The sequence below is a fragment of the Wolbachia endosymbiont (group A) of Nomada flava genome (assembly GCF_964027055.1).
GTDB lineage: Bacteria > Pseudomonadota > Alphaproteobacteria > Rickettsiales > Anaplasmataceae > Wolbachia > Wolbachia pipientis.
This window is the reverse complement of record NZ_OZ034725.1, coordinates 688,327-708,722: the sequence shown is the minus strand read 5'-3', so window position 1 is coordinate 708,722 and position 20,396 is coordinate 688,327. Positions and strand designations below refer to the sequence as shown.

The following is a 20,396-nucleotide window of genomic DNA, read 5'->3' as shown; positions in this document are numbered from 1 at the left end:
CTATTTACTATGTACTAAAATATCGGCGTTTTTTTTATTCTAAAACGCTTGATTAAGAGCGATTTAGCTGCTTTTAACTTGCAACTAACCTACACCGCAAGTGTTTGAGAAATTTACTAAGAGGTTGTCCGGAAACAAGTAAATTCAAGCATATTCCCTCTTTAACATAACCCTACTCATAGCTAGGTATATGAAATTCTCAGTGGATGTTGTGAGTAAATCATACTCCTTCGATAGCCTTCTATTCCTATTAACCCAAGCAAAAGTCCTTTCTACAACCCATCTTCTTGGCTGTACTTTAAACCCTTGTTCTCTTGTTGGTAGTAGCTCAGGTGGCGTATCTTTGTGCACCCAAAATCTACATGGAGGCCTTTTAACAATTTCAATATCTATGTCATATTCTTCCTTTATGTGATTCTTTAAATTTCTTCCTTGGTATCCCATGTCAGCCCACATTTTTTTAACTTTAGTATATTTTGTTCTCATATTGTTTAATGCTATTTTAATACCATCTCTATCATTTTCGTTAGCAGCGCCTACGTAACAACCTAGTATAAAACCCTGAGTGTCTGTAATTATATGCCTTTTTCTACCCTTTACTTTTTTACTTCCATCATAGCCTTTGATCCCCCCTTTTCTGTAGTCTTTACAGATTGACTATCTACTATACAGGCACTCGGCTGCTCATTCCTTCCTATTTTTCTTCTACTATATTTCATAATTCATTTTCTCAAAAATTCCCTGCTTTTTCCATCTTCTAAACTGTTCATGCACAGCCTTCCACGGCGGAAAATCGTGTGGTAAATAGCGCCATTGACATCCTGTGCGCAGTATATAAAGAATTGCATTTACTATCTCACACTTACTGTATTTTGGTGGCCTTCCTCCTTTCTTGTATGATACTCTGAAGTGTTTTTCTATTCTTGCCCATTCCCTTTTACTTAAATCTGTTGGATATTTTTTCCTCATCTCTTACCTCAATATTCTTTCTTTATATACTACGTATTCCTTGGTTTGTGGACAACCTCTTAGACTGCGATTGGCGATTTTTCCAATTTTTGACGTATTGTTCAACTAGTGAAGAATCTCCTGTTATGATCAGTAGGTTTTCAGCATTTCTTTGCTGAGCGGCATCTGAAAAGTTAAATGATCCGGTTATGATTTTTTGCTCATCAATAATAATTACCTTGCTATGAGCAATAGCGGGTTTAAAGTCAATCCATATCGGAATTTTGTGCTCAAATAATTCGTTAATTACACTATGTTTTGAACTAGTTTGTGATTCATCTAGAATAACCTTAATATCAACTCCACGCTTTTTAGCTTGAACCAAGGACTCAGCAATAGGCTTTGAGGTAAATTGGTATGCCTGAACCAACACGGATTTTTTAGCATGATCCACGGAATCAATTATTAGGTTGGTGCAATTTTCTCCAGGAGTAAAACATACTGTAGTTTTTGGACAACTAGAAAATCCTGATAGAAGCAACCAAGTTAATAAAACTAATAAATATCTACTCATGACTAAATACATCCTTTCAATTGACGGCGGAGGCATAAGAGGCATCATACCAGCCATAATATTAGCAGAAATAGAAAAGAGAGCAAGGAAGACAATTTCCCAGATTTTTGATCTTATGGCTGGTACTTCAACTGGTGGGATTGTTGTAGCAGGGTTATGCAGGAAAGATGAACAAGGAAATCCCCAATACTCAGCCAATGATTTAGTTGAATTTTACCAAGAATACGGGTCATATATTTTTAAATCTTCATTCTTCAGGCGATCAATATTATCTTGGTTTAACTGTGCACAATATCCACATAAAAATATTGAATTTGTACTGGATAAATATTTTGGAGAGGATATTCTAAAAAATACATTAAGTAAGGTACTGATAACAAGTTATGATATTCACAATAATCGTCCATTTTTCTTTAAAAGCTGGAAAGAAGGTAATATTAAGCTGAAAGATGCACTCAGAGCTGCAACGGCTGCCCCTACTTATTTCATACCAAAACATCTAAAAATCAACCAAAAGGAAATGGTATTAGTGGATGGAGGGGTTTTTGCAAATAATCCAGCGGCTTGTGCATATGCAAGTGGTAAGAGGTTATTTCCAAATGATGATATTCTACTGTTATCGATAGGTACTGGAAGAACAGACAGAAGCATAGAGTATGCCAATTCAAAGAGATTTGGAAAAATAGGCTGGATAAAACCACTAATACATGTGATGTTTTCTTCAAGTTTAGATGCAGTAAACTATCAACTTAATCAAGTTATAGCTGATAAATATATACGCATACAATCGCAACTAAAAATAGCATCACCTGACATGGATAATATTACATCAAAAAATATCAAATCTCTTCAGCAAGAGGCAAAGGCAATGATAGAGGACAATCAGGAACTGATAGATAAATTCTGTGATGTTTTATCTTGATACGTAGAAATGCCAAAAAAATTCTGCAGAGCTAAATAAGGGTTTAGAATAGATAATATATTAACCATTTTTACTTATATCTTAAACACAATTCAATTTTCACACTCATCAACAGTTAGGCCACTTGCTCGCAAAATAACATCAGTAGAAACACCCGCCTTCACTAGATTTTTTGCAACCCTGATTTTCTCTGCTTTTTTAACTTTTTCCTTGCCACTTTTCATATCTTCAGATAGAGATTTGACTAATGCATCTAATGATTCTTGTTCTCTGTACTGATCCATTAAACTCAATAGCTTTTTGCTTTCTCTTGTTTTAGGTAGCAGAACTTTAATATTCACTGATAATCCTTCTGCTATTTGATATAATTTATCAAATGATATGGCAGTGTATCCTATTTCATACTCGTGTATTTCCTTGAGTGTTAAACCAACTTTGTTTGCTAAATCTTTTTGAGTATACCTTTTTATCAATCTCCATTCTCTTATTCTTTGCCCTACTCTATAGTATATAGAATCAGTGCAGACTTCTTTCTCTGTATTATCATACTCGTAAATAGATAAGCCGGTTGCTTGGGAAATTATGTCAACTGAAACTCCTTCTTTAACTAGATTTTTTGCTACTTCTAATCTTGCCTCCTCTTGATTGATTTTCTCGCTAATATGAACAAACCTGACTAATGAAGGTACTATTTTGCCTAACTTTTGATTCTCATATATTTTTGTTAGATAGAGTATTTCTTCGTCTTCATCTTCATACTCCCTTACTGTTATTGGTTTAGGTAATAGATCTACAACATTAACTGACAGTACTCTTGCTATTACATATAGTACTTCAATCGGAATAGGAATATACCCATTTTCATAATTGGTTACTTCTTTATATGCTAATCCGATTTTACTTGCTAACTCTGCTTGAGTACACCTTTGCATTAATCTACAATCTTCTATTTTTTGCCCTATTTTATAACTTATAGAACTAATATCTCTTACAGAAACAAACATATATACCTTACTTAGAAATAAATTTTCATGCAATTTGATCAGCGGATAAACCAACTATTTGCAAAATAATATCAATAGAAATTCCCCCTTTTACTAAATCCTTTGCAACTTTGATCCTTTCCGCTTTCCTCACTTTTTCTTCGCAAATATGCATCCCTTCAAATAAAGATTTTATTAATGCATTACGTAGTTCTTGGCTCTCAATTTCTTTGTATTCTTTAATCAAATCAGGTAGCTCATTTTCTACTGTACTACCTTCATCTTTCTCTATTAGTAGATCTGTAATATTAATCGATAACGCTTCTGCCATTTCATATAATTTATCAAGTGGAACAGCAGTCCTTCCTTGTTCATAGTTGCTTACTTCGTGACGGGTTGTACTCATTTTCTCTCCTAAATCTTTTTGAGTATACTCTCTCACTAGCCTCCATTCTTTTATCTTCTTTCCTATTTGGCAGTAAATAGAACCTCCTTTTTCTTCAACGCATTCATCAGCAGACAGACCAATTGTTTTTGCAACGATATCAACAGAAATTCCTGCTTTAACCAGACCATTTGCAATTTTTATTTTTTCCGATTTTCTACTACTTTTTTCACTGACTTGGACAAATTTGGTTAGCAAACAAAACATCTTACGTAACTCCTGATCGTTAATCTTCTTATATTTTCTTATTAGGTTTAATATTTCTTCTCCCTCATCTTCAAGACAGCTTTTTGATACAGGAATAAGATCCGTAATACTGATTGATAGTGTCTCAGCTATAGCATACAACCTTTCAATTGAAATTCTACGGTTCCCTTTTTCATATTGCAGTATTACCCAGTACTTTACACCAATTTTCTCCGCTAAATCCTTTTGAGTATACCCTCGCTCTAACCTCCAACTTTTCAATTTTTGCCCTACTTCATAGTCTAGACTTTTTTCCACGCAAAAAACCATATATATAATATTTTCTACTATAGCTCAAAGGCTCCAGTAAACTCTGGAACCTTAAAATAAATGAATTAAAGTTCCCTAAAGGTTTCTTTACTACCTCCAAATACCCTATTTACCCATGAAGACAATACTTCATCATTGCTAATCTCTTTTATAGCATACTTTTCACTCCATATGCCACATCTAGTGAAACTACCTCTCTCTACTGCTTCTTTAAGTTTTACTCCCCCAAAGAGGCAATTTTTTCCTATTTCTTCGCCTCTTTTTTGTAACTCAGCCCACATTTCCTTGTTTTCTACTCTGACTTGTACTTGATCATATTTTTTTACATCGTGGTACAATATAACATTTAGCTTACCAATGCTCGTAGGAAATTCTAATACAATAGAGCTTCCATCTGACATATCAGTATAGTTTCTTATATCTCCTTTCTCGCTTTTAACCTCTACTGCATTATTGCCCATTCTTAAAATTAAACCTCTGTTTGCTTCCAGTATTTTGGCTACCTCTACCTTGCTATCATCAGAAAATTCTATATATGATGTTGTATTGTCTATCTCGAAATCTATTAAGGATCCTTCTTGAACAGCACTTTCGCCAGCTTCCTCTAGCTCTTCTAGTTGCTTATCTATCTGTGGCTGAACTTCTGGCTGTAGCTCATTATAGATTTCACCTATCAGTTTATTCTGCAGTAAAGTATCATGAAACTCTGCACCGCTTAGCATTAATTTACGTATTAGCTTTTTTCGATCACTTTTTTCTAATCTGTGAAAATGTGTACCTAATACTACATATTCTGCAAAACTCCATTCCCCATCATTACATGCATTTAGCCTTGCTCCAGCAGCTAGTGCTTCGTCTACAGCCTTGTGCAGTTCATTTGGACTTTTTGCTCTTACCACAGTACTCTTAAACCAGCTCAACTTTTCACTTTCACCTCTACTTGGCTTTATTTTTTGCAAGGCAGAGGTAAATGGATTTTTATCTTCTTGATCACTTATAGGTTTTGTGCCATATATATAATCAAGTCCCTTTCCGTAGTTGATTTGAACGTCTCTATTAGGGAAGGGCACTTCTCCAGGTTTTTTAGCCTTATTAATTTTGCTTACAAAAGTGGACTGCTCTTTAGCACGACCAATTCCTATAATAGCATTCAACATCTCACCTTTTGATAATTTATCAAGATCAATGTTTAATTCGTAAGTACCTCCCTTTTTATCATTAAAAGGTACAATTATCTTATTACCCATATTAGCCTCCGCTATTAAATATACTTTTTAAGTGTATAGTTGTTATACACTCTACTACTCATTATAAATTATAGTGAGTAGATTTGCAAATACTTTCTACTATAACAATCCGTTTTCTCGAAAGCTGAAATAGCCTCCACTTGTGATAATAATATGATCAAATAATCTAACGCTTACAGTACTACATGCTGCTGCTAAGCTCTTCGTTACTTCTTGATCTTCTTCTGATGGTTCTAAGCGTCCCCCAGGATGGTTGTGTGACATTATTACTAATGTTGCATTCTTTATTAATGCTTTTCTTATAATTTCCTTTATGTATACTGGTGCTTTTTCCATTTCACCAATATAGGATTCTTCTCCGATTAATTGGCGCCTCTTATTCAAATACAGTATTTTTACACATTCCCTTTCTGAGTGTCCTATACTTACGTTCAAATACTCTACTAGCCCTTGTAAGTCCATTATTGGCTCACTCTTAAGCTTTTCTCTGAGCACCCTTTCTAGTGTTTCCTTAACACACATAATCATTGCTACTGCAGAATCAGTTACTCCTTCTATAACTTTCAGGTCATCCATTTCTCGGCCTAAAATCCTTCCTACTCCTGTATAAGTATTCACCAGATTTTTAGCAATTTCTTGAGCTTGTGGCCTTTCATGTACTGCACTTAGAAACGTTTCCATTATTTCACGATCAAGTAATGCTTTGCCTTTGCTTTCTAATATTCTGAACTCTATTTCCTCTTTACTTTTATTCATATAATTTACCCTTCACTAACAACAAACTTTTTTTAAATATTTACTGCTGTTTTTTTATCAGCATTGGCATAGAGCCATAGCTTCCGAGTGAAGTCAAATCAATTTTTCAATCTTTTTTACTTATTTTTTCATGAATAGGTGAAGATATTAATATATGGTGATTTTTTTATTTTAAACTTGTTGAATTTCGCCTAAAGAGAGGCCTGTTATTTGCAAAATAATATCGGTAGAAATTCCTTTTTTAACTAAGTTCTTTGCAATTTTGATTCTTTCTTCTTCTCTAATTTTCTCCTCACAAATTTGTATGCTTTTAAACATAGATTTTATTAGTACATTACGTAGTTCTTGGCTCTCAATTTCTTTGTATTCTTTAATCAAATCAGGTAGCTCATTTTCCACTTTACTACCTTCATCTTCTTCTATTAGTAGATCTGTAATATTAATCGATAATGTTTCCGCTATTGTATACAATTTTTCCAGTGGAATAGCCACACGTCCTTGTTCATAGTTGCTTATTTCGTCACGTGTTGTATCCATTTTCTCAGCCAAATCCTTTTGAGTATACTCTCTCACTAGTCTCCATTCTTTTATCTTCTTTCCTATTTGGCAGTAAATAGAACCTCCTTTTTCTTCAACACATTCATCAGCAGAGAGACCAATTGTTTTTGCAACAATATCAACAGAAACTCCTCCTTTAACCAGACCTTTTGCAATTTTTATTCTCTCCGTTTTTTTACTATTTTTCTCACTAACTTGAACAAATTTGGTTAGTAAACAAAACATTCTACGTAATTCCTGATCATTAATCGTTTTATATTTTCTTACTAGATTTAATATTTTCTCTCCCTCATCTTCAAAACAGATTTTTTCATTTGATACAGGAATTAGGTCTACAATACCAATCGACAATATCTCTGCTATAGCATACAACTTTTCAATCGAAATTTTACGTGTTCCTTTTTCATATTGTAGTACTATTTGATACGTTACGCCAATTTTTCCCGCTAAATCTTTTTGAGTATAACCTCGCTTTAACCTCCAGCTCCTTACTTTTTGTGCTATCTGATACTTTATCAAGGTATTTGCCATAAATATTATACAGGTTAATACTACCAAATAAAGATATACAAAAACTTCTACGTTTCAATTTTAGTTGAATATTTCTTCACAATTGTGTATAATTATTAATGCTTTTTATCTTACTTTCTCATGGCTCTTTCCAAGTTTCTTGATGCTCGCAATGATATAGCTTTTCGCCGTATCTTTGGTACCGAAAAAAATAAAGATATTCTTATTCACTTTCTCAATGATATACTAGGTCTTACCGATGACAATAAGATTAAAGATGTCTCCTTTCTCAGTCCCATTCAAGACCCTGTCATCGCCTCTCAAAAGCAAAGCATTGTTGATGTTCTCTGTGTTGATTCTACAGGAATAAAAACAATAATTGAGATGCAAGTCGCTAAAACTACTGGCTTTGAAAAACGTGCCCAATACTATGCCGCTAAGGCCTATTCAAGTCAAGCTGATGTAGGTGATCAGTATCATGATCTTAAAGGCGTTATCTTTATTGCTATTGCTGATTTCATCTTATTTCCTAATAAGCTGGCTTATAAGTCTGATCACGTTACTTTTGATAAGATGACCTTTGAACATGATCTCAGAGACTTTAGTTTTACTTTTATAGAGTTACCTAAATTTAAAAAAAGAGAAGATCAATTAGAAAATATAGTAGAGAAATGGTGTTATTTTTTTAAACACGCCGGTGAAACAAGTGAAGAGGATCTAAAAAAAATAATAGGAAGTGATTTAATTATTGGCAGGGCTTATGATGAGCTGAACCAATATAATTGGAGTAAAAAAGAACGTCTTGCTTATGACCAAGCTAAGAAACGTACCGATGATTATTTATCTAGTCTTGAAGAAAAACTTCATGAAGGCATCCAAATCGGCCATCAAAAAGGTAAAATTGAAGGTAAAATTGAAGTTGCAAAAAACTCACTCAAGGCCGGTGTTTCTATAGATGTTATAGCTCAAATTACTGGTCTCTCTCATTCTGAAATTTCACAACTCAAAGAAAAAACATAATACTCCTACTTATTCACTTTAACATTTATGAAAACCTTTTCTAAGTTAGACATATCCCCTAATTAAGAATCTAGTGAACTGTCTAAAATGGTTATAAAGATTGAACATAGAATTATATAAATTACTATCATAACGTTACCCAAACTTCTATATCAAAGCTACGTGCTGTAAGTTCAATATGGAAAACACATTAACCACTTAGCATTTAATGTCTACTTCATCCATTTTAGTATTAAGACTATCAAACTTGCTACTGGTTTCCCTAATTATTTTGGCTACCTTTACTTTAAATTCTATTATAAGCTTTCCACTATTTGGCATATTATATCTTCCATATTCTCATCTACTTACTCAAAGTATTTCCAAGTTTGGTTACTCCTATATCAGAAAGACAAGTTGATACTTCTGAATGGCTGTGAACTGAAGCACTACTTAAATAACTTTGAGGCTCTAAACTCATTTGCTTTGCATCATCAACTTCTAATCTACCATCTCTGTTGTGTAATATCTGCTCTATTGATTGATTTAGCAGACCCTTATTAAATTGAGCTATAAACTTGTCAAATTTCTTCGGACTTAATTTACCAGCTTCTTTACCAGGACATGCTTTCTCTACATATGAGTTTAAAATCCCTGAAATTTCATTGAATTTACCACTCATGACTTTTCTAGTAATCTCTTTCTGCATTCCCATATAATCAATATTTAATCGATGCATTGATACACCACTTTTTAATCCAGCTTGCTCTACTACTTTCTCAAATCTCTTTGTAATGTTTAATGTATAACCCTGTGCCTCTAGTGGAGATATAGACTGATCTACTGTAGAAATATATTTCTGACCTGTAAACTTTCTAGCCAGCAGGTCAAGTAACATTATTGTACCATTTACATCTACTTGCGCATCAACTTGTGAGATTGAATCCTTAGTGCTCGATATTTTCTCAGGTTTAGGATTTAATAACCCACCCACAGAGCTTTTTACCCAACTAAACAAATCATTTATCCATGAAGATGGTCTTGTGCCACTGCTTGCTGCTATCTCAGGTTGATTACTTGAATCTATAGCAAGAAGATTACGTGATAAGTGACTACGATGACGAGCATGATCTCCATGGTGATGACGGCGTCTGCGTTGTACATGTCCCCCTCTTTCTTTATTGAGTTTTTCTAAGCACTGCACAACATCACTACATTCTTCACTTTTATCATTTACTCTGAGTTTTTCTCTAACAATATCTAGTGATGTTCTACCGTCAGCAGTTAAAGCATTGATATCAGCACCCTTTTCAACAAGATATTTAACTACATTTAATGAATCCAACTGCACAGCCCAATGAAGAGGTGTCCAACCTTCATTATCTTTGACCTTAATATCAGCATTGTTATCTAAAAGAAGTTCAATTATATTAAAATTGTTCTTTTGAATGGCCCAGAACACAGGAGTCCAATCCTGCCTACCCTGAACATTAACGTTAGCACCTTGTCTGATACTGTCTCTAACTTTCTCAAGATCTCCTTCTTCTGTAGAAATTAATAATTCTTTATCTAGATCCAATTGTTTTTGTTTCAAAACTTCTATTATATCTTCGTAACCCTTTTGAATAGCTAGGTCTAAAGATGTCTTGCCGTACATGTCTGTAGCCTTTAAATTAGCACCCCTGTCAAGAAGTAGATTTACTACATTCAACCTGTTTGCGTCAACAGCAATATGCAAAGGTTTCCTATTGTATGCATCTTGAGCCTCAATATTAGCACCATTTTCAACAAGGTACTTTACTATATCCAAATGACCATTCCAAGAAGCAATAAATAAAGGAGTTCTGCCATAGCGGTTTTTTGCCTCTAAATTAGCTCCACTTTTAACAAGATATTCTAATACATCTAAATAATTATTCCGAGAAGCAATGTGTAGAGGAGTACTACCGTCACCATATTTGGCTTCTAAGTTAGCACCCTGGCTAATTAGATTTTTAATCTCATTAAGCTCACGACTCACTACAGCAAATAACAACTTTTTGTCTAATTGTACTTGTCTTAAATATCGTTCAACATTATCATATTTTTTATCAATAGCAATATCCAGCGGTGTTTTTCCATCTTTATTTTTAGCTTCAATATTAGCCCCTCGACTTGAAAGTACTCTAACTATATCAAGCCTGTCTTTGAAAACTGCATGATGTAAAGGTGTCTGGTCATCTTTGATTTTAGCTTCAATGTTAACACCTTTATCTATAAGAAATTCAATTATTTTAGGTGTAGTATTATTGTGCTGAATAGCCACATGCAAAGGTGTTAAACCATCATTAGTTTTAGCTTCAAGGCTAGCCCCTTTATCTACAAGAAGCTCAATTATTTTCAATTGACCATAAGCATTTGCTATATGTAAAGGCGTTTCCCCAATGTTAGTTCTAGCCTCAATATCAGCATTTCGATTTAAAATTGCCCTAGATATATCAAGCTTATTATCATTGTCAGCAGCACAGTGCAAAGGCGCCCAACTACGTTTATCTCTAATATTAACATCTGCACCCATACTGAGAAGATCCTCAACTTCACTAAGATTATTTCGTCTCACAGCATCAAACAGTTGCTCTGTCGATAGAATTGCTTTTTCTTTATTAAATTCCACTATAACATCTTCTGAGTTACAAGTAGAAGCTATACACTTTGAGTTAGAAACTATTACATCATTAAAAGCAAACATCACCTCTCTTGCTGGCTGGTAAGTATCCCAATTCTCTACTTTTACAAGAGTGTTATTTTTATGTAATAACAATAAGGTATCATTCATAACTTTCATATCGAAATCTAATATAGACTTACCTTTCAAATCAACCAGACCAATGTCATTCTTATTAATAAGCTGATTATGATAAATCTGTAACCCTTGTTCATCTGGTTTGTAATACCTGAAAGAACTAAAGTCATCAGCTCTTTCTCCAAATTCTTCTGGTTCCATAATTCTATTATTCAGTTCTATAGATAAATCCCAGTTTTTATTAACAGAAGAATAGTAATCCGATATTGATAATGCTCCTCTATCTGATAACAATAGCAAATCATTATTTAGCTTCAAAAAAAGTACTTTGTCTGAGTCAAATGTGAAACAATTATGATGATTTAAAAGGTTAGTACCATTAACACTAAACCTTCCATCTACTTTTAAGCTATGAGAGCAATAATCTCGCTCTAATTCTCCATTCTGAAGTTTATAATATTCTTCCCCATTAAATGTAACTGTAACATCTTTATAATTTGGCAGCAGGGTTACATTTAGGCCATTTTTATTAATCTTTATTTCTCCTTTATTATTTTCTATAAATGGTATATCATCTAATGTACAATTTAATTGGCTAAAATCTAATATACCATTTGCTTGAGCAATCGTAATATTAGCGTTTTTGTTATCGAAAAGATAAAGATGACTTATATTACTTGGAGCTTCCCAGTAAAAATTATGATGTTCTTTATCAGGATAAAAAATATGATTACTGGAACTACCTATAGTACTATGATAATTAGCACTTGATAATTGCTTTGTAATATTAAAGTTTGAATTGTCTATCTTTCGTAAATTATCTAATTCATCATCTAATACAACGTCACTATCTACACTTTTTGCCACATGCAAGTTTGTTACTACGCTGGTCTTACCATCTACTTTTATTAGAGTTGGAGTTACAAATAAACCATCTTTTGTTTTTATCAATGTTTGGTTATCTACGCTTATAAAGTTCCCATTTTTATTATAGATATTTGCCATGCCGTCAGCACTAGTCACCTTATCTATATCACTAAAATTCATCGGCAATAACACCAAACCTTTTCCATGAATGGAATCACCAAAATAACCCTTTATTGTGGTAAAATTCTTTACTGTTATTACATCATTGCCACCTTTACCGTCCACATAATCTGCATAAGAAACTTTTATGTGATTAGCTTTATTGCTACCAATAATAGAATGTATGTTTACTGAATCTGTAGTAAGATTACCTTGTGTTATGACTATGTTCTTTTGTCCTTCTATTCCTAATTTACACACAAAATTATCCTTTGCTATGTAGAAGAAATTAGTGCCTTCTTTATAAATTTTGCAGTTATTTAACTGATTATTGAAATAATATCTATTTTGTACATCAAGTCCTTGACTACTGACTCCATAATTATCAAGCAATATGTTTTTGCCATTAAAAATAACATCAATGGTATAATTAGAAGTTACATTTATAAAAGCGTTATTATTTGACATATAAAATAACATCTTTACAGACTCAGAAGGATTACTTCTGTTATATGAAACTGCATTATAGCAATCAGTTGTATATTCTTGTAAAAACCACCTTTCTACTATCTTCTTTAGTATAGCGCCCTGATTCCCTCTGGATTTGTCATCATAAGGATCACAACTCATTGGTAGTTCTGCTAGCTCCTGTGTACTGACAACTTGTTTAATAACGTTATCCCCCTGAGGTCCACAAACAAGATTATAACCTCCTATTGTACTTGGAACCACCCTGTTAAAATTTCGAGCAATTTCTACATTGCAGAATGGGTATATAGCTCTTACCTCTTGCTCAAAATTAAACTTAGTGCTAATTATTCTCATCTTACGATCACACAGACTCTGTGCCTTAAGCATACCAATACCAATTCCTTCCCATTGCCTCTTATTACGAGAATAAGAATTAGTAGCATATTCTTCTTTCTTAATCAGTATAGAAGGTAACGACATGACTACCTGAGTATAGCTATCCTTATCAAATTTATCTAAGATCCTTGATATATACTGTTTATATATCTCTTTTGCCTGTAGATCATTTTCTATATAATCTGGTACTTTTTTATCAAGAAAGAAATCCCAATACAAGTCATGTTTCTCTTGATCTGTAAGTTTTATATGTTCTTCTAATTTTTCTACTTCAAGTCCTGCTTCTACAAATTGTGCTATAATGATTACAGCAACTGAAATAGCAGCGCCAACCGGACCGGCAAATTCTCCTATTATTCCTGCTTCCATACCTATAGCTGACATTGTTTCCGTAACAACTGCAGGTACATCTGCAGCTATAAAGATGGAATTAGTTGCGATGTTTAGGTCAGCAATCTTTATATCTACAGGATCTGTTGCATTTTGTCTTGCTTTAATTGATTCTGCTAGCCCTAAAAATGCCGCAAAATTACTTATAGCACGCCCCATAACTGGAGCAAACCCCTTCAACATCTGAGAATCAAGCTTTGTTCCCAACTCTAATATCTTTCCAGAGATTTTTTCACCAATCTTTGGCATTACCCAGAGATTTAATGCATCGTAGCCTAATCCCTCTATGTCTCTATTTGCTATATGCTTACCAACTAAGAATACTGTAAAGGCAAGACCTGCACCTTCTGCTACTTTTCCTATTTTTTCTGCTACTCCGGATCTTCTCAGAATATTTTTCACTTCTTCTTTGTTCTCTATATTATCCTTCATTTCTTTCACAATATCCCTAATCTCTGGGTCTATTGAATCCAGATCTATGTCTTTAATCTTTGCTACAAATGCTTCTTCAACATTTTTGTCTATAACTTCACCTTCAGATATCTTCTGAGAAACCTTGAAAAGCTGATCATAAAACTCAATATTCTTTACTCTTTCTGCTACCTTGTCAGCATTGAATAACTCTTTGATACGTTGTTCTTTTTCCTCCTCTGTAATCTTTTCTTCATCAAACGAATCTATGCAGGCCATACTTACACTTCTTTCTCTTCTTGGTTTTTTACTTGGTGGATACTCCGGCGATGAAGATTTTCTTTTAGAACACTGCCCTACAGTAGGTAACATATGAACTGAACTATGAACTACTTCAACAGGAATAAATCCTTCCTTAGCTGTCCTACTTGTTAAAATAAGTTTATTTGGACTATTAGATCCTTTATCGAAAACAACACCGATAAACTTTACCTCATCACCATCTGTAAGAGTTTTATAGGTAACACCTTCTTTGTATTCTTCATTTATTTGATCATTTGCTTCTCTCAATAAAGCTTGAGCTCCTTTGCCCTGCCTTGATGTCTTAAGTTCCAACCCTATTGGTGTGTACTCCTCAGCATTTCCACCTTGAGCTACAAACTTAATACCATGAACTAGCATGTCAATACGTTCCCCTCTACCAGTTTGAAACTCAGTTAAAACTAATGCTCTGGTTTCTGGAGATTCTTGTAATTTTAGGTCGCTATAATAACTAAATACTCCATTCAATATTCCCTGGAAATGAGCTTCTTTATTAACGAGACTCTTAAAAGGAAAGATCCCTTCTCCAATTTTTTCTAACAATTTATTATACTCGTTTGTTGATAAAGACTGAGTATCCAATGCTTGATCAAATGTTTCTTTTAATTCATTAGGATAAGGAACTTCTTTGAAAGCACCTTGAAATCTCTCAGCTCCGTTGTTGTACTCTTGTAAAGAATTGTATTTTTCAGCCCAAATAGTAAGATATCTTTTAAAATCTGACTTGTATCTAGTATCAAAATTAAGATTTAATTCGACTATTTCCCTATCTCCTATTTTTCTGTTTAACCTCTCAAGAGGGAGCACTTCATTTAGCATGTTCAGAACATCTTTTCTATTAGCTTCAATAATATTTATCACATAAACCAACTTCTCTATATTTTCTGGAATGAGCACCATCGTTACAACTGCATGGCTTGCATCAAGATTAGCTGACAATCTTTCTCTGGCTCTTTCAGCTGCTGGACGTCTAAGCCTACGAAGATTAGGATGCACTTCGGTAGGTATATTATCTCCATAGATAAAAATGTACTTTTTTAAACTTGTTCCTGAATCTTCACTTAATAATAATGATTGCCCTAGTAAAAACCTACTGAAATAATGATTATCTCCCTTCTCCGATGTACCAGGAAATGTATGATAAATACGCTCCAAATTATCTTTTACCTGTTCTTTTAATTCCCTTTTACCGATTGTCTGTGTGTCCCAATCCTTAGTAGATTCTAATATATCTTGAAAAAGAGGAATTATTTCTTCTCCACGATTTGATACTTTAATATCAGAGATAGGAGACGGATTATCAAGGTTGACACCAACACATAAAATGTTATCTGCAGTAGTTAAAACTCGCTGAACATTTGGTTGGAAACCTTGTGCATACCTTTCTGCTTGTTGCAAAGCCTTATCTGGAGTAGCATTAGGACCTTCTCCCGCTTTTAACTCAATAATAATGGGAATAGAGTCTAATGCACGATCAGGACCACGAGCTAGCAGGATAATATCTGCATAACCCCTACCTGCAAATTGCTCTGGATAAACTCTAAGATTATACCTATAGTGGAAATTCATGAAAACGCCTACCATAAATCCATGATGTGCTGCTTCACGTGCACTATTATCATAGACAACTGATCCTACATACTCAGAATGAACGTTATTAATTTTTTCAAGAACTTTTTTTAAAGACCTGCTAACTGTTTGCGCATCAGAATCAGATAGCTTCGCTATATCACCTTCGGGATTATTCCATATTCCTTTCTCTACTTCATGAAATTCCTTGCTAGTAGCAGAATCAAGTATCTCTTTAACTTCCATATTAACAAAAATTCCATCCTTTCTTTTGTAGATCTGTACTAATCTGGATTTTATTCTATCTTGAATTTCATTCTTAATATTTTGCTCAACGTTCCGATCTCTAATCTTACTCCTATCTATACTATTTCTTAATATGCTCTCCAACTCATTAACAGTAAACTGATGGCCACGCTTACCTTCTGAAATGGAAAATAAATCTATATTATTAATAGCGTCTTCAGCATTTCCAATTTGACCATTTTTAACAATAGCTACTTTTAAAGTTTTCGAAGTATCAAAACTAAAATAAATCTTTTTAATATTTAACTTTTCTGCAATCTTTGTATCCGGCAAAATAGAAAAACTACCTAGGAAGAAGTGCGTAAAAAACCCTGCTTTTTTTACAGAGTGTAAATAAGATGGAATCTGATCCACAAATGACTGAAATCTTGTTTCGAAAGATCTAAAATCCTCTTCTTGCTTGCTTGTGCCAACTTCTGTACCTGCTTCCTCTATTAATAACTGTATCAACTCAAAATCTTGTGGCCTTCCTTTACCCATGACTTTTTTTAAACCTTTTGCAAGCTCTTTATTATTAGAGATAATATTCCTTTCAAGACCAAAGTTATAATGATTTCGTTTACCTGGTACACCAACATGAAATAACTGTATTTGAATATCTCCATTACCATATTGAGTTTCAACTTCACCAGAAACACTAATTGTTGCGCTAAGTATTTCACTCATTGCTCTTATTTCAGTCTCACCTCCCCAATTATTAGGGTTCCTCATGTTTTCCAAGTAACGCTCAAAATCACCTTCAACAAAACCTCTGAACTCGTTTCTATGAGAACTTATGTGATCAACTACTCGATTACGAAATACGTTTCTTACTAAATTTGCAAATGTATCATCATAATTGGCAGTACTTAAATTCCTTACCAAATTCCTAATACGATCTAAATTTTGAATTACAGCTCCTTCATTTCCAAATAGTACTTCATACCTTTGTCGAAATAAAGCATCGTCGTTTCTCACAGGTATTAAGTAAGCCATAGTAACAGACCAAAATAAGCAACTACCGTCTCCTGGAACATCGATTTTCTTAATCCGACTTCCACTTTCGGAATCAACATCAGATCTCCGATAACGCTTAAGTTGAGAAAATTCTCTAGCTTGCTCTATATATTGCATTTCATCCGATAATTCAGTAATCTTTGAGTTAACATCTTCTTTTTTTAGATGATCTGTTGGATATTGTATCTTGAACATAAACCCCCTTCATTATATTATACTAAACCCACTATTTATTATCAGAGATATCAATAATAAAAGCTATTTTTGCTTATATGCTGACTTGTGTATATAACATTTGTATTACAATGCAACATCTTTTTGACAGAAGCTAAAGTAGTAACAAGAAACCACCACCTACTTTATAGAATTGCCTTATAATACCTCTTAATTACTCAACTCTAATTGCTCACACGCTTTGCTTAATTTAACCTCAGTTAAGCTAGTAAACTCTTCAGCTGTAGACTTACCGTATGATAAAAATTTATTTAGTGAATCAGTATCTCTTTTTTCCAACACAGATCGTATATACTCCGCTTGTCTAGAATCCATAAATTCTTTAATTTGATCAGAATTAGCTTTACTTAATACCGCCCATACCGGTTCCATGTAATTTTGATTTACCCAAGGTACTAATAAACTTGTAACAAGAAAGCAAGATCTATTACAAACTTCTTCCTTCAGCACATAAGTACGATGGCTATCAAATCCCTCCTTTCTCCACATATGCATAAAAAGCTTTGCACCTTCACCAGCATAATATGAGCTGTTCTCTGTTTTTATATAGTGTAGCCAGACAAGATATTTATCTTCTGAAACATTACTTGGTTTCAAATAGTCAAACAATTTTTGGAATTGATCAAAGCGAAGTGCACCCTGTAGCGTGTTTAGACTACCATAATAACCATTTTCAGCTAAGTCTCTTTTTAGAAGTTCTAGATATTTATCAGGAGTTATTTGACTAAAACAAAATTCGAATATTTCAGGATAACTATTACAACGACTACCTGCTGCATATACCGCTGTTTTCATCAAGATCTCATCCTTTTTCTGTGCGTTCATTTCATTTTCAGGTAATAACTTTATTTTATTCCAGAAAAATTCCACTGCCTGCTCTTGCTTAAAACTCATAGCACATTTAAGCCCGTACTCATATGGATGACAGCCATCTAAATTTAGTTTAGAGATGTAACCACTAACAAAATGTGACCAAAAAACTATTAAAAGGTTGCCTCCTAGAGTCTTAACTAAGTGACCATACTCCAACAGACTGCTCTTACCTTGAGCTGATAGTTTATTTTTTCTCTCTTCAAATAGAGCAATAATATCTTCTTCCAGGCAATAACGACAGGCAATCTCATATCTTTTATCAGTACTAAAAGGATTATTTGAATTTTGCACAATCAATTTTTTACCTACCATTTGCCTATCAAGCTTAACTCCGTGTAAATTGTCTACTTTTTTCCAACAATCCTCACCAGACAACACTTGTGCAAGAAAATTACATCCTTTCTGTCCACTTTTTTGGTGTAGACGCCAATTTGCATAGCACCAGCGTTCAATTTGAAAAAGCTTAGATGCTCTATAGGGATCATCTTCTCTAATGGATGAAAACAAAGCTTCTGGAATATCTGAACGTAGCATGATCACCCCTTTATGAATGGAAAAAAATGGAAACTGTTACATCTAACATACACTATAGTAACTTGATGGCACTTCAAGTAAGATATCCCTTTTCTAAGTTTTGTCAATCCTCAATTTGAAATTTTTTTTAGGCTTGAATAACTTTTTGCAAAAGGCTCTTAACAGGCTCAATACAAGGCCTTTTATTTGCTTTTAAATTCTGTTTTTTATAAATCTACCTTAATTATTATTCTAAAATAAACTGCTATTAATTTAGCAAGACATATTATTAAGATCTCAAGTAAAACAACCATTTTCAGCACTCAAAACCAAGAGCGGTGAGAACTATTTTTCTTGGAATGCGTTGGTCTACCAAGTGTACCGTTCGAACTTTTCTTTATAATAATTCTACTATACCACAAAACTAGCTATATTAGCCTATTTTTGCCGCATTTAGATATGAATTAATTTACTTAGTTTTGTTACAACAATTTCAAGCTTTTATTTTCACAACGCTGCTTTTATTTAAATCGCTCTCACGAAGGTAGGTACTTTTTTGTGGTTTTTGTAAAAAGTAAATAACTAAATTTGTCATGGCACTAATAGGCTGATGTTTTTATAAAATCTTTTCTATATTAGTTCAAGCCTTTCAAAAATTTTAAATCTCTCATATCTGCCAAGAAGGACCTGCAACTGGTTCATTAGTTAGAGGTTGTCCGGAAACAAGTAAATTCAAGCATATTCCCTCTTTAACATAACCCTACTCATAGCTAGGTATATGAAATTCTCAGTGGATGTTGTGAGTAAATCATACTCCTTCGATAGCCTTCTATTCCTATTAACCCAAGCAAAAGTCCTTTCTACAACCCATCTTCTTGGCTGTACTTTAAACCCTTGTTCTCTTGTTGGTAGTAGCTCAGGTGGCGTATCTTTGTGCACCCAAAATCTACATGGAGGCCTTTTAACAATTTCAATATCTATGTTATATTCTTCCTTTATGTGATTCTTTAAATTTCTTCCTTGGTATCCCATGTCAGCCCACATTTTTTTAACTTTAGTATATTTTGTTCTCATATTGTTTAATGCTATTTTAATACCATCTCTATCATTTTCGTTAGCAGCGCCTACGTAACAACCTAGTATAAAACCCTGAGTGTCTGTAATTATATGCCTTTTTCTACCCTTTACTTTTTTACTTCCATCATAGCCTTTGATCCCCCCTTTTCTGTAGTCTTTACAGATTGACTATCTACTATACAGGCACTCGGCTGCTCATTCCTTCCTATTTTTCTTCTACTATATTTTGTAATTTCATAATTCATTTTCTCAAAAATTCCCTGCTTCTTCCATTGCCTGAACTGCTCATACATAGTCTTCCATAGCGGAAAATCATTTGGTAAATGCCGCCATTGACACCCTGTACGCAATACATAGAAAATTGCTTCTAATATTTCTCTTTTGCTATACTTTGGCGGCCTTCCTCCTTTCTTGTATGATACTCTGAAGTGTTTTTCTATTCTTGCCCATTCCCTTTCGCTTAGATCTGTTGGATACTTTTTTCTCATCTTTACCCCGTACTAAAATTTCAGATATTATAGCCTTTTACTAGTTTCCGGACAACCTCTTATAGCTCTTTCCATAAAAGTCCGG

11 protein-coding genes and 2 pseudogenes are annotated in these 20,396 nt (G+C 33.7%); 2 read left to right on the top strand and 11 right to left on the bottom strand.

Translation table 11 applies throughout. The features are described 5' to 3' along the window. Nucleotides 1-144 precede the first annotated feature (144 nt). Nucleotides 145-969, bottom strand: a pseudogene (locus AAGD70_RS03670) (IS5 family transposase). A gap of 22 nt (nucleotides 970-991) precedes the next feature. Then, the gene (locus AAGD70_RS03665; protein ID WP_245611749.1) at nucleotides 992-1,522 is read right to left on the bottom strand and encodes a phospholipase D family protein; all 531 of its coding nucleotides are present in this window, start codon (nucleotides 1,520-1,522) and stop codon (nucleotides 992-994) included. Between AAGD70_RS03665 and AAGD70_RS03660 the strand changes: the two genes are divergently transcribed. After that, nucleotides 1,521-2,444: a patatin-like phospholipase family protein gene (locus tag AAGD70_RS03660; RefSeq protein WP_065095196.1), complete on the top strand. Its 924-nt coding sequence runs from the start codon at nucleotides 1,521-1,523 to the stop codon at nucleotides 2,442-2,444. The genes AAGD70_RS03665 and AAGD70_RS03660 overlap by 2 nt on opposite strands. 92 nt (nucleotides 2,445-2,536) lie before the next feature. On the opposite strand, the gene AAGD70_RS03655 is transcribed toward AAGD70_RS03660, so the two are convergent. From AAGD70_RS03655 to AAGD70_RS03635, 5 genes are all read right to left on the bottom strand, one after another. After that, the gene (locus tag AAGD70_RS03655; protein WP_065095474.1) at nucleotides 2,537-3,448 is read right to left on the bottom strand and encodes a helix-turn-helix domain-containing protein; all 912 of its coding nucleotides are present in this window, start codon (nucleotides 3,446-3,448) and stop codon (nucleotides 2,537-2,539) included. Nucleotides 3,449-3,473: 25 nt separating this feature from the next. Beyond that, nucleotides 3,474-4,388: a helix-turn-helix domain-containing protein gene (locus AAGD70_RS03650; protein WP_065095187.1), complete on the bottom strand. Its 915-nt coding sequence runs from the start codon at nucleotides 4,386-4,388 to the stop codon at nucleotides 3,474-3,476. A gap of 65 nt (nucleotides 4,389-4,453) precedes the next feature. After that, complete coding sequence (locus AAGD70_RS03645; protein WP_065095186.1) at nucleotides 4,454-5,635, bottom strand: hypothetical protein; 1,182 nt, start codon at nucleotides 5,633-5,635, stop codon at nucleotides 4,454-4,456. Between the two features lie 99 nt (nucleotides 5,636-5,734). Then, nucleotides 5,735-6,391 (bottom strand): RadC family protein, encoded by a 657-nt coding sequence (locus AAGD70_RS03640; RefSeq protein ID WP_065095434.1) that lies wholly within the window; start codon nucleotides 6,389-6,391, stop codon nucleotides 5,735-5,737. Nucleotides 6,392-6,562: 171 nt separating this feature from the next. After that, complete coding sequence (locus tag AAGD70_RS03635; protein WP_065095433.1) at nucleotides 6,563-7,480, bottom strand: helix-turn-helix domain-containing protein; 918 nt, start codon at nucleotides 7,478-7,480, stop codon at nucleotides 6,563-6,565. Nucleotides 7,481-7,600: 120 nt separating this feature from the next. Between AAGD70_RS03635 and AAGD70_RS03630 the strand changes: the two genes are divergently transcribed. Beyond that, the gene (locus AAGD70_RS03630) at nucleotides 7,601-8,479 is read left to right on the top strand and encodes an Rpn family recombination-promoting nuclease/putative transposase (RefSeq protein WP_341814106.1); all 879 of its coding nucleotides are present in this window, start codon (nucleotides 7,601-7,603) and stop codon (nucleotides 8,477-8,479) included. A 198-nt stretch (nucleotides 8,480-8,677) separates the two neighbouring features. Here AAGD70_RS03630 and AAGD70_RS03625 read toward each other — a convergent pair whose 3' ends face one another. The 4 genes and pseudogenes from AAGD70_RS03625 to AAGD70_RS03610 all read right to left on the bottom strand — a co-directional run bounded on the left by AAGD70_RS03625 (nucleotide 8,678) and on the right by AAGD70_RS03610 (nucleotide 20,311). Then, entirely contained in the window at nucleotides 8,678-8,800 is a 123-nt protein-coding gene (locus AAGD70_RS03625) for a hypothetical protein (protein ID WP_341814105.1), read from the bottom strand. Nucleotides 8,801-8,822: 22 nt separating this feature from the next. Further along, complete coding sequence (locus tag AAGD70_RS03620; protein WP_341814104.1) at nucleotides 8,823-17,321, bottom strand: ankyrin repeat domain-containing protein; 8,499 nt, start codon at nucleotides 17,319-17,321, stop codon at nucleotides 8,823-8,825. A gap of 189 nt (nucleotides 17,322-17,510) precedes the next feature. After that, nucleotides 17,511-18,767: a hypothetical protein gene (locus tag AAGD70_RS03615; protein WP_341814103.1), complete on the bottom strand. Its 1,257-nt coding sequence runs from the start codon at nucleotides 18,765-18,767 to the stop codon at nucleotides 17,511-17,513. Nucleotides 18,768-19,478: 711 nt separating this feature from the next. Continuing rightward, nucleotides 19,479-20,311: pseudogene (locus AAGD70_RS03610) on the bottom strand (IS5 family transposase). Nucleotides 20,312-20,396 lie beyond the last annotated feature (85 nt).

Bases quoted from the DNA above. Each gene is read 5' to 3' on its own strand.
- AAGD70_RS03665 (WP_245611749.1), bottom strand. From the start codon at position 1,522: ATGAGTAGATATTTATTAGTTTTATTAACTTGGTTGCTTCTATCAGGA.
- AAGD70_RS03645 (WP_065095186.1), bottom strand. From the start codon at position 5,635: ATGGGTAATAAGATAATTGTACCTTTTAATGATAAAAAGGGAGGTACT.
- AAGD70_RS03650 (WP_065095187.1), bottom strand. From the start codon at position 4,388: ATGGTTTTTTGCGTGGAAAAAAGTCTAGACTATGAAGTAGGGCAAAAA.
- AAGD70_RS03615 (WP_341814103.1), bottom strand. From the start codon at position 18,767: ATGCTACGTTCAGATATTCCAGAAGCTTTGTTTTCATCCATTAGAGAA.
- AAGD70_RS03640 (WP_065095434.1), bottom strand. From the start codon at position 6,391: ATGAATAAAAGTAAAGAGGAAATAGAGTTCAGAATATTAGAAAGCAAA.
- AAGD70_RS03630 (WP_341814106.1), top strand. From the start codon at position 7,601: ATGGCTCTTTCCAAGTTTCTTGATGCTCGCAATGATATAGCTTTTCGC.
- AAGD70_RS03660 (WP_065095196.1), top strand. From the start codon at position 1,521: ATGACTAAATACATCCTTTCAATTGACGGCGGAGGCATAAGAGGCATC.
- AAGD70_RS03620 (WP_341814104.1), bottom strand. From the start codon at position 17,321: ATGTTCAAGATACAATATCCAACAGATCATCTAAAAAAAGAAGATGTT.
- AAGD70_RS03655 (WP_065095474.1), bottom strand. From the start codon at position 3,448: ATGTTTGTTTCTGTAAGAGATATTAGTTCTATAAGTTATAAAATAGGG.
- AAGD70_RS03625 (WP_341814105.1), bottom strand. From the start codon at position 8,800: ATGCCAAATAGTGGAAAGCTTATAATAGAATTTAAAGTAAAGGTAGCC.
- AAGD70_RS03635 (WP_065095433.1), bottom strand. From the start codon at position 7,480: ATGGCAAATACCTTGATAAAGTATCAGATAGCACAAAAAGTAAGGAGC.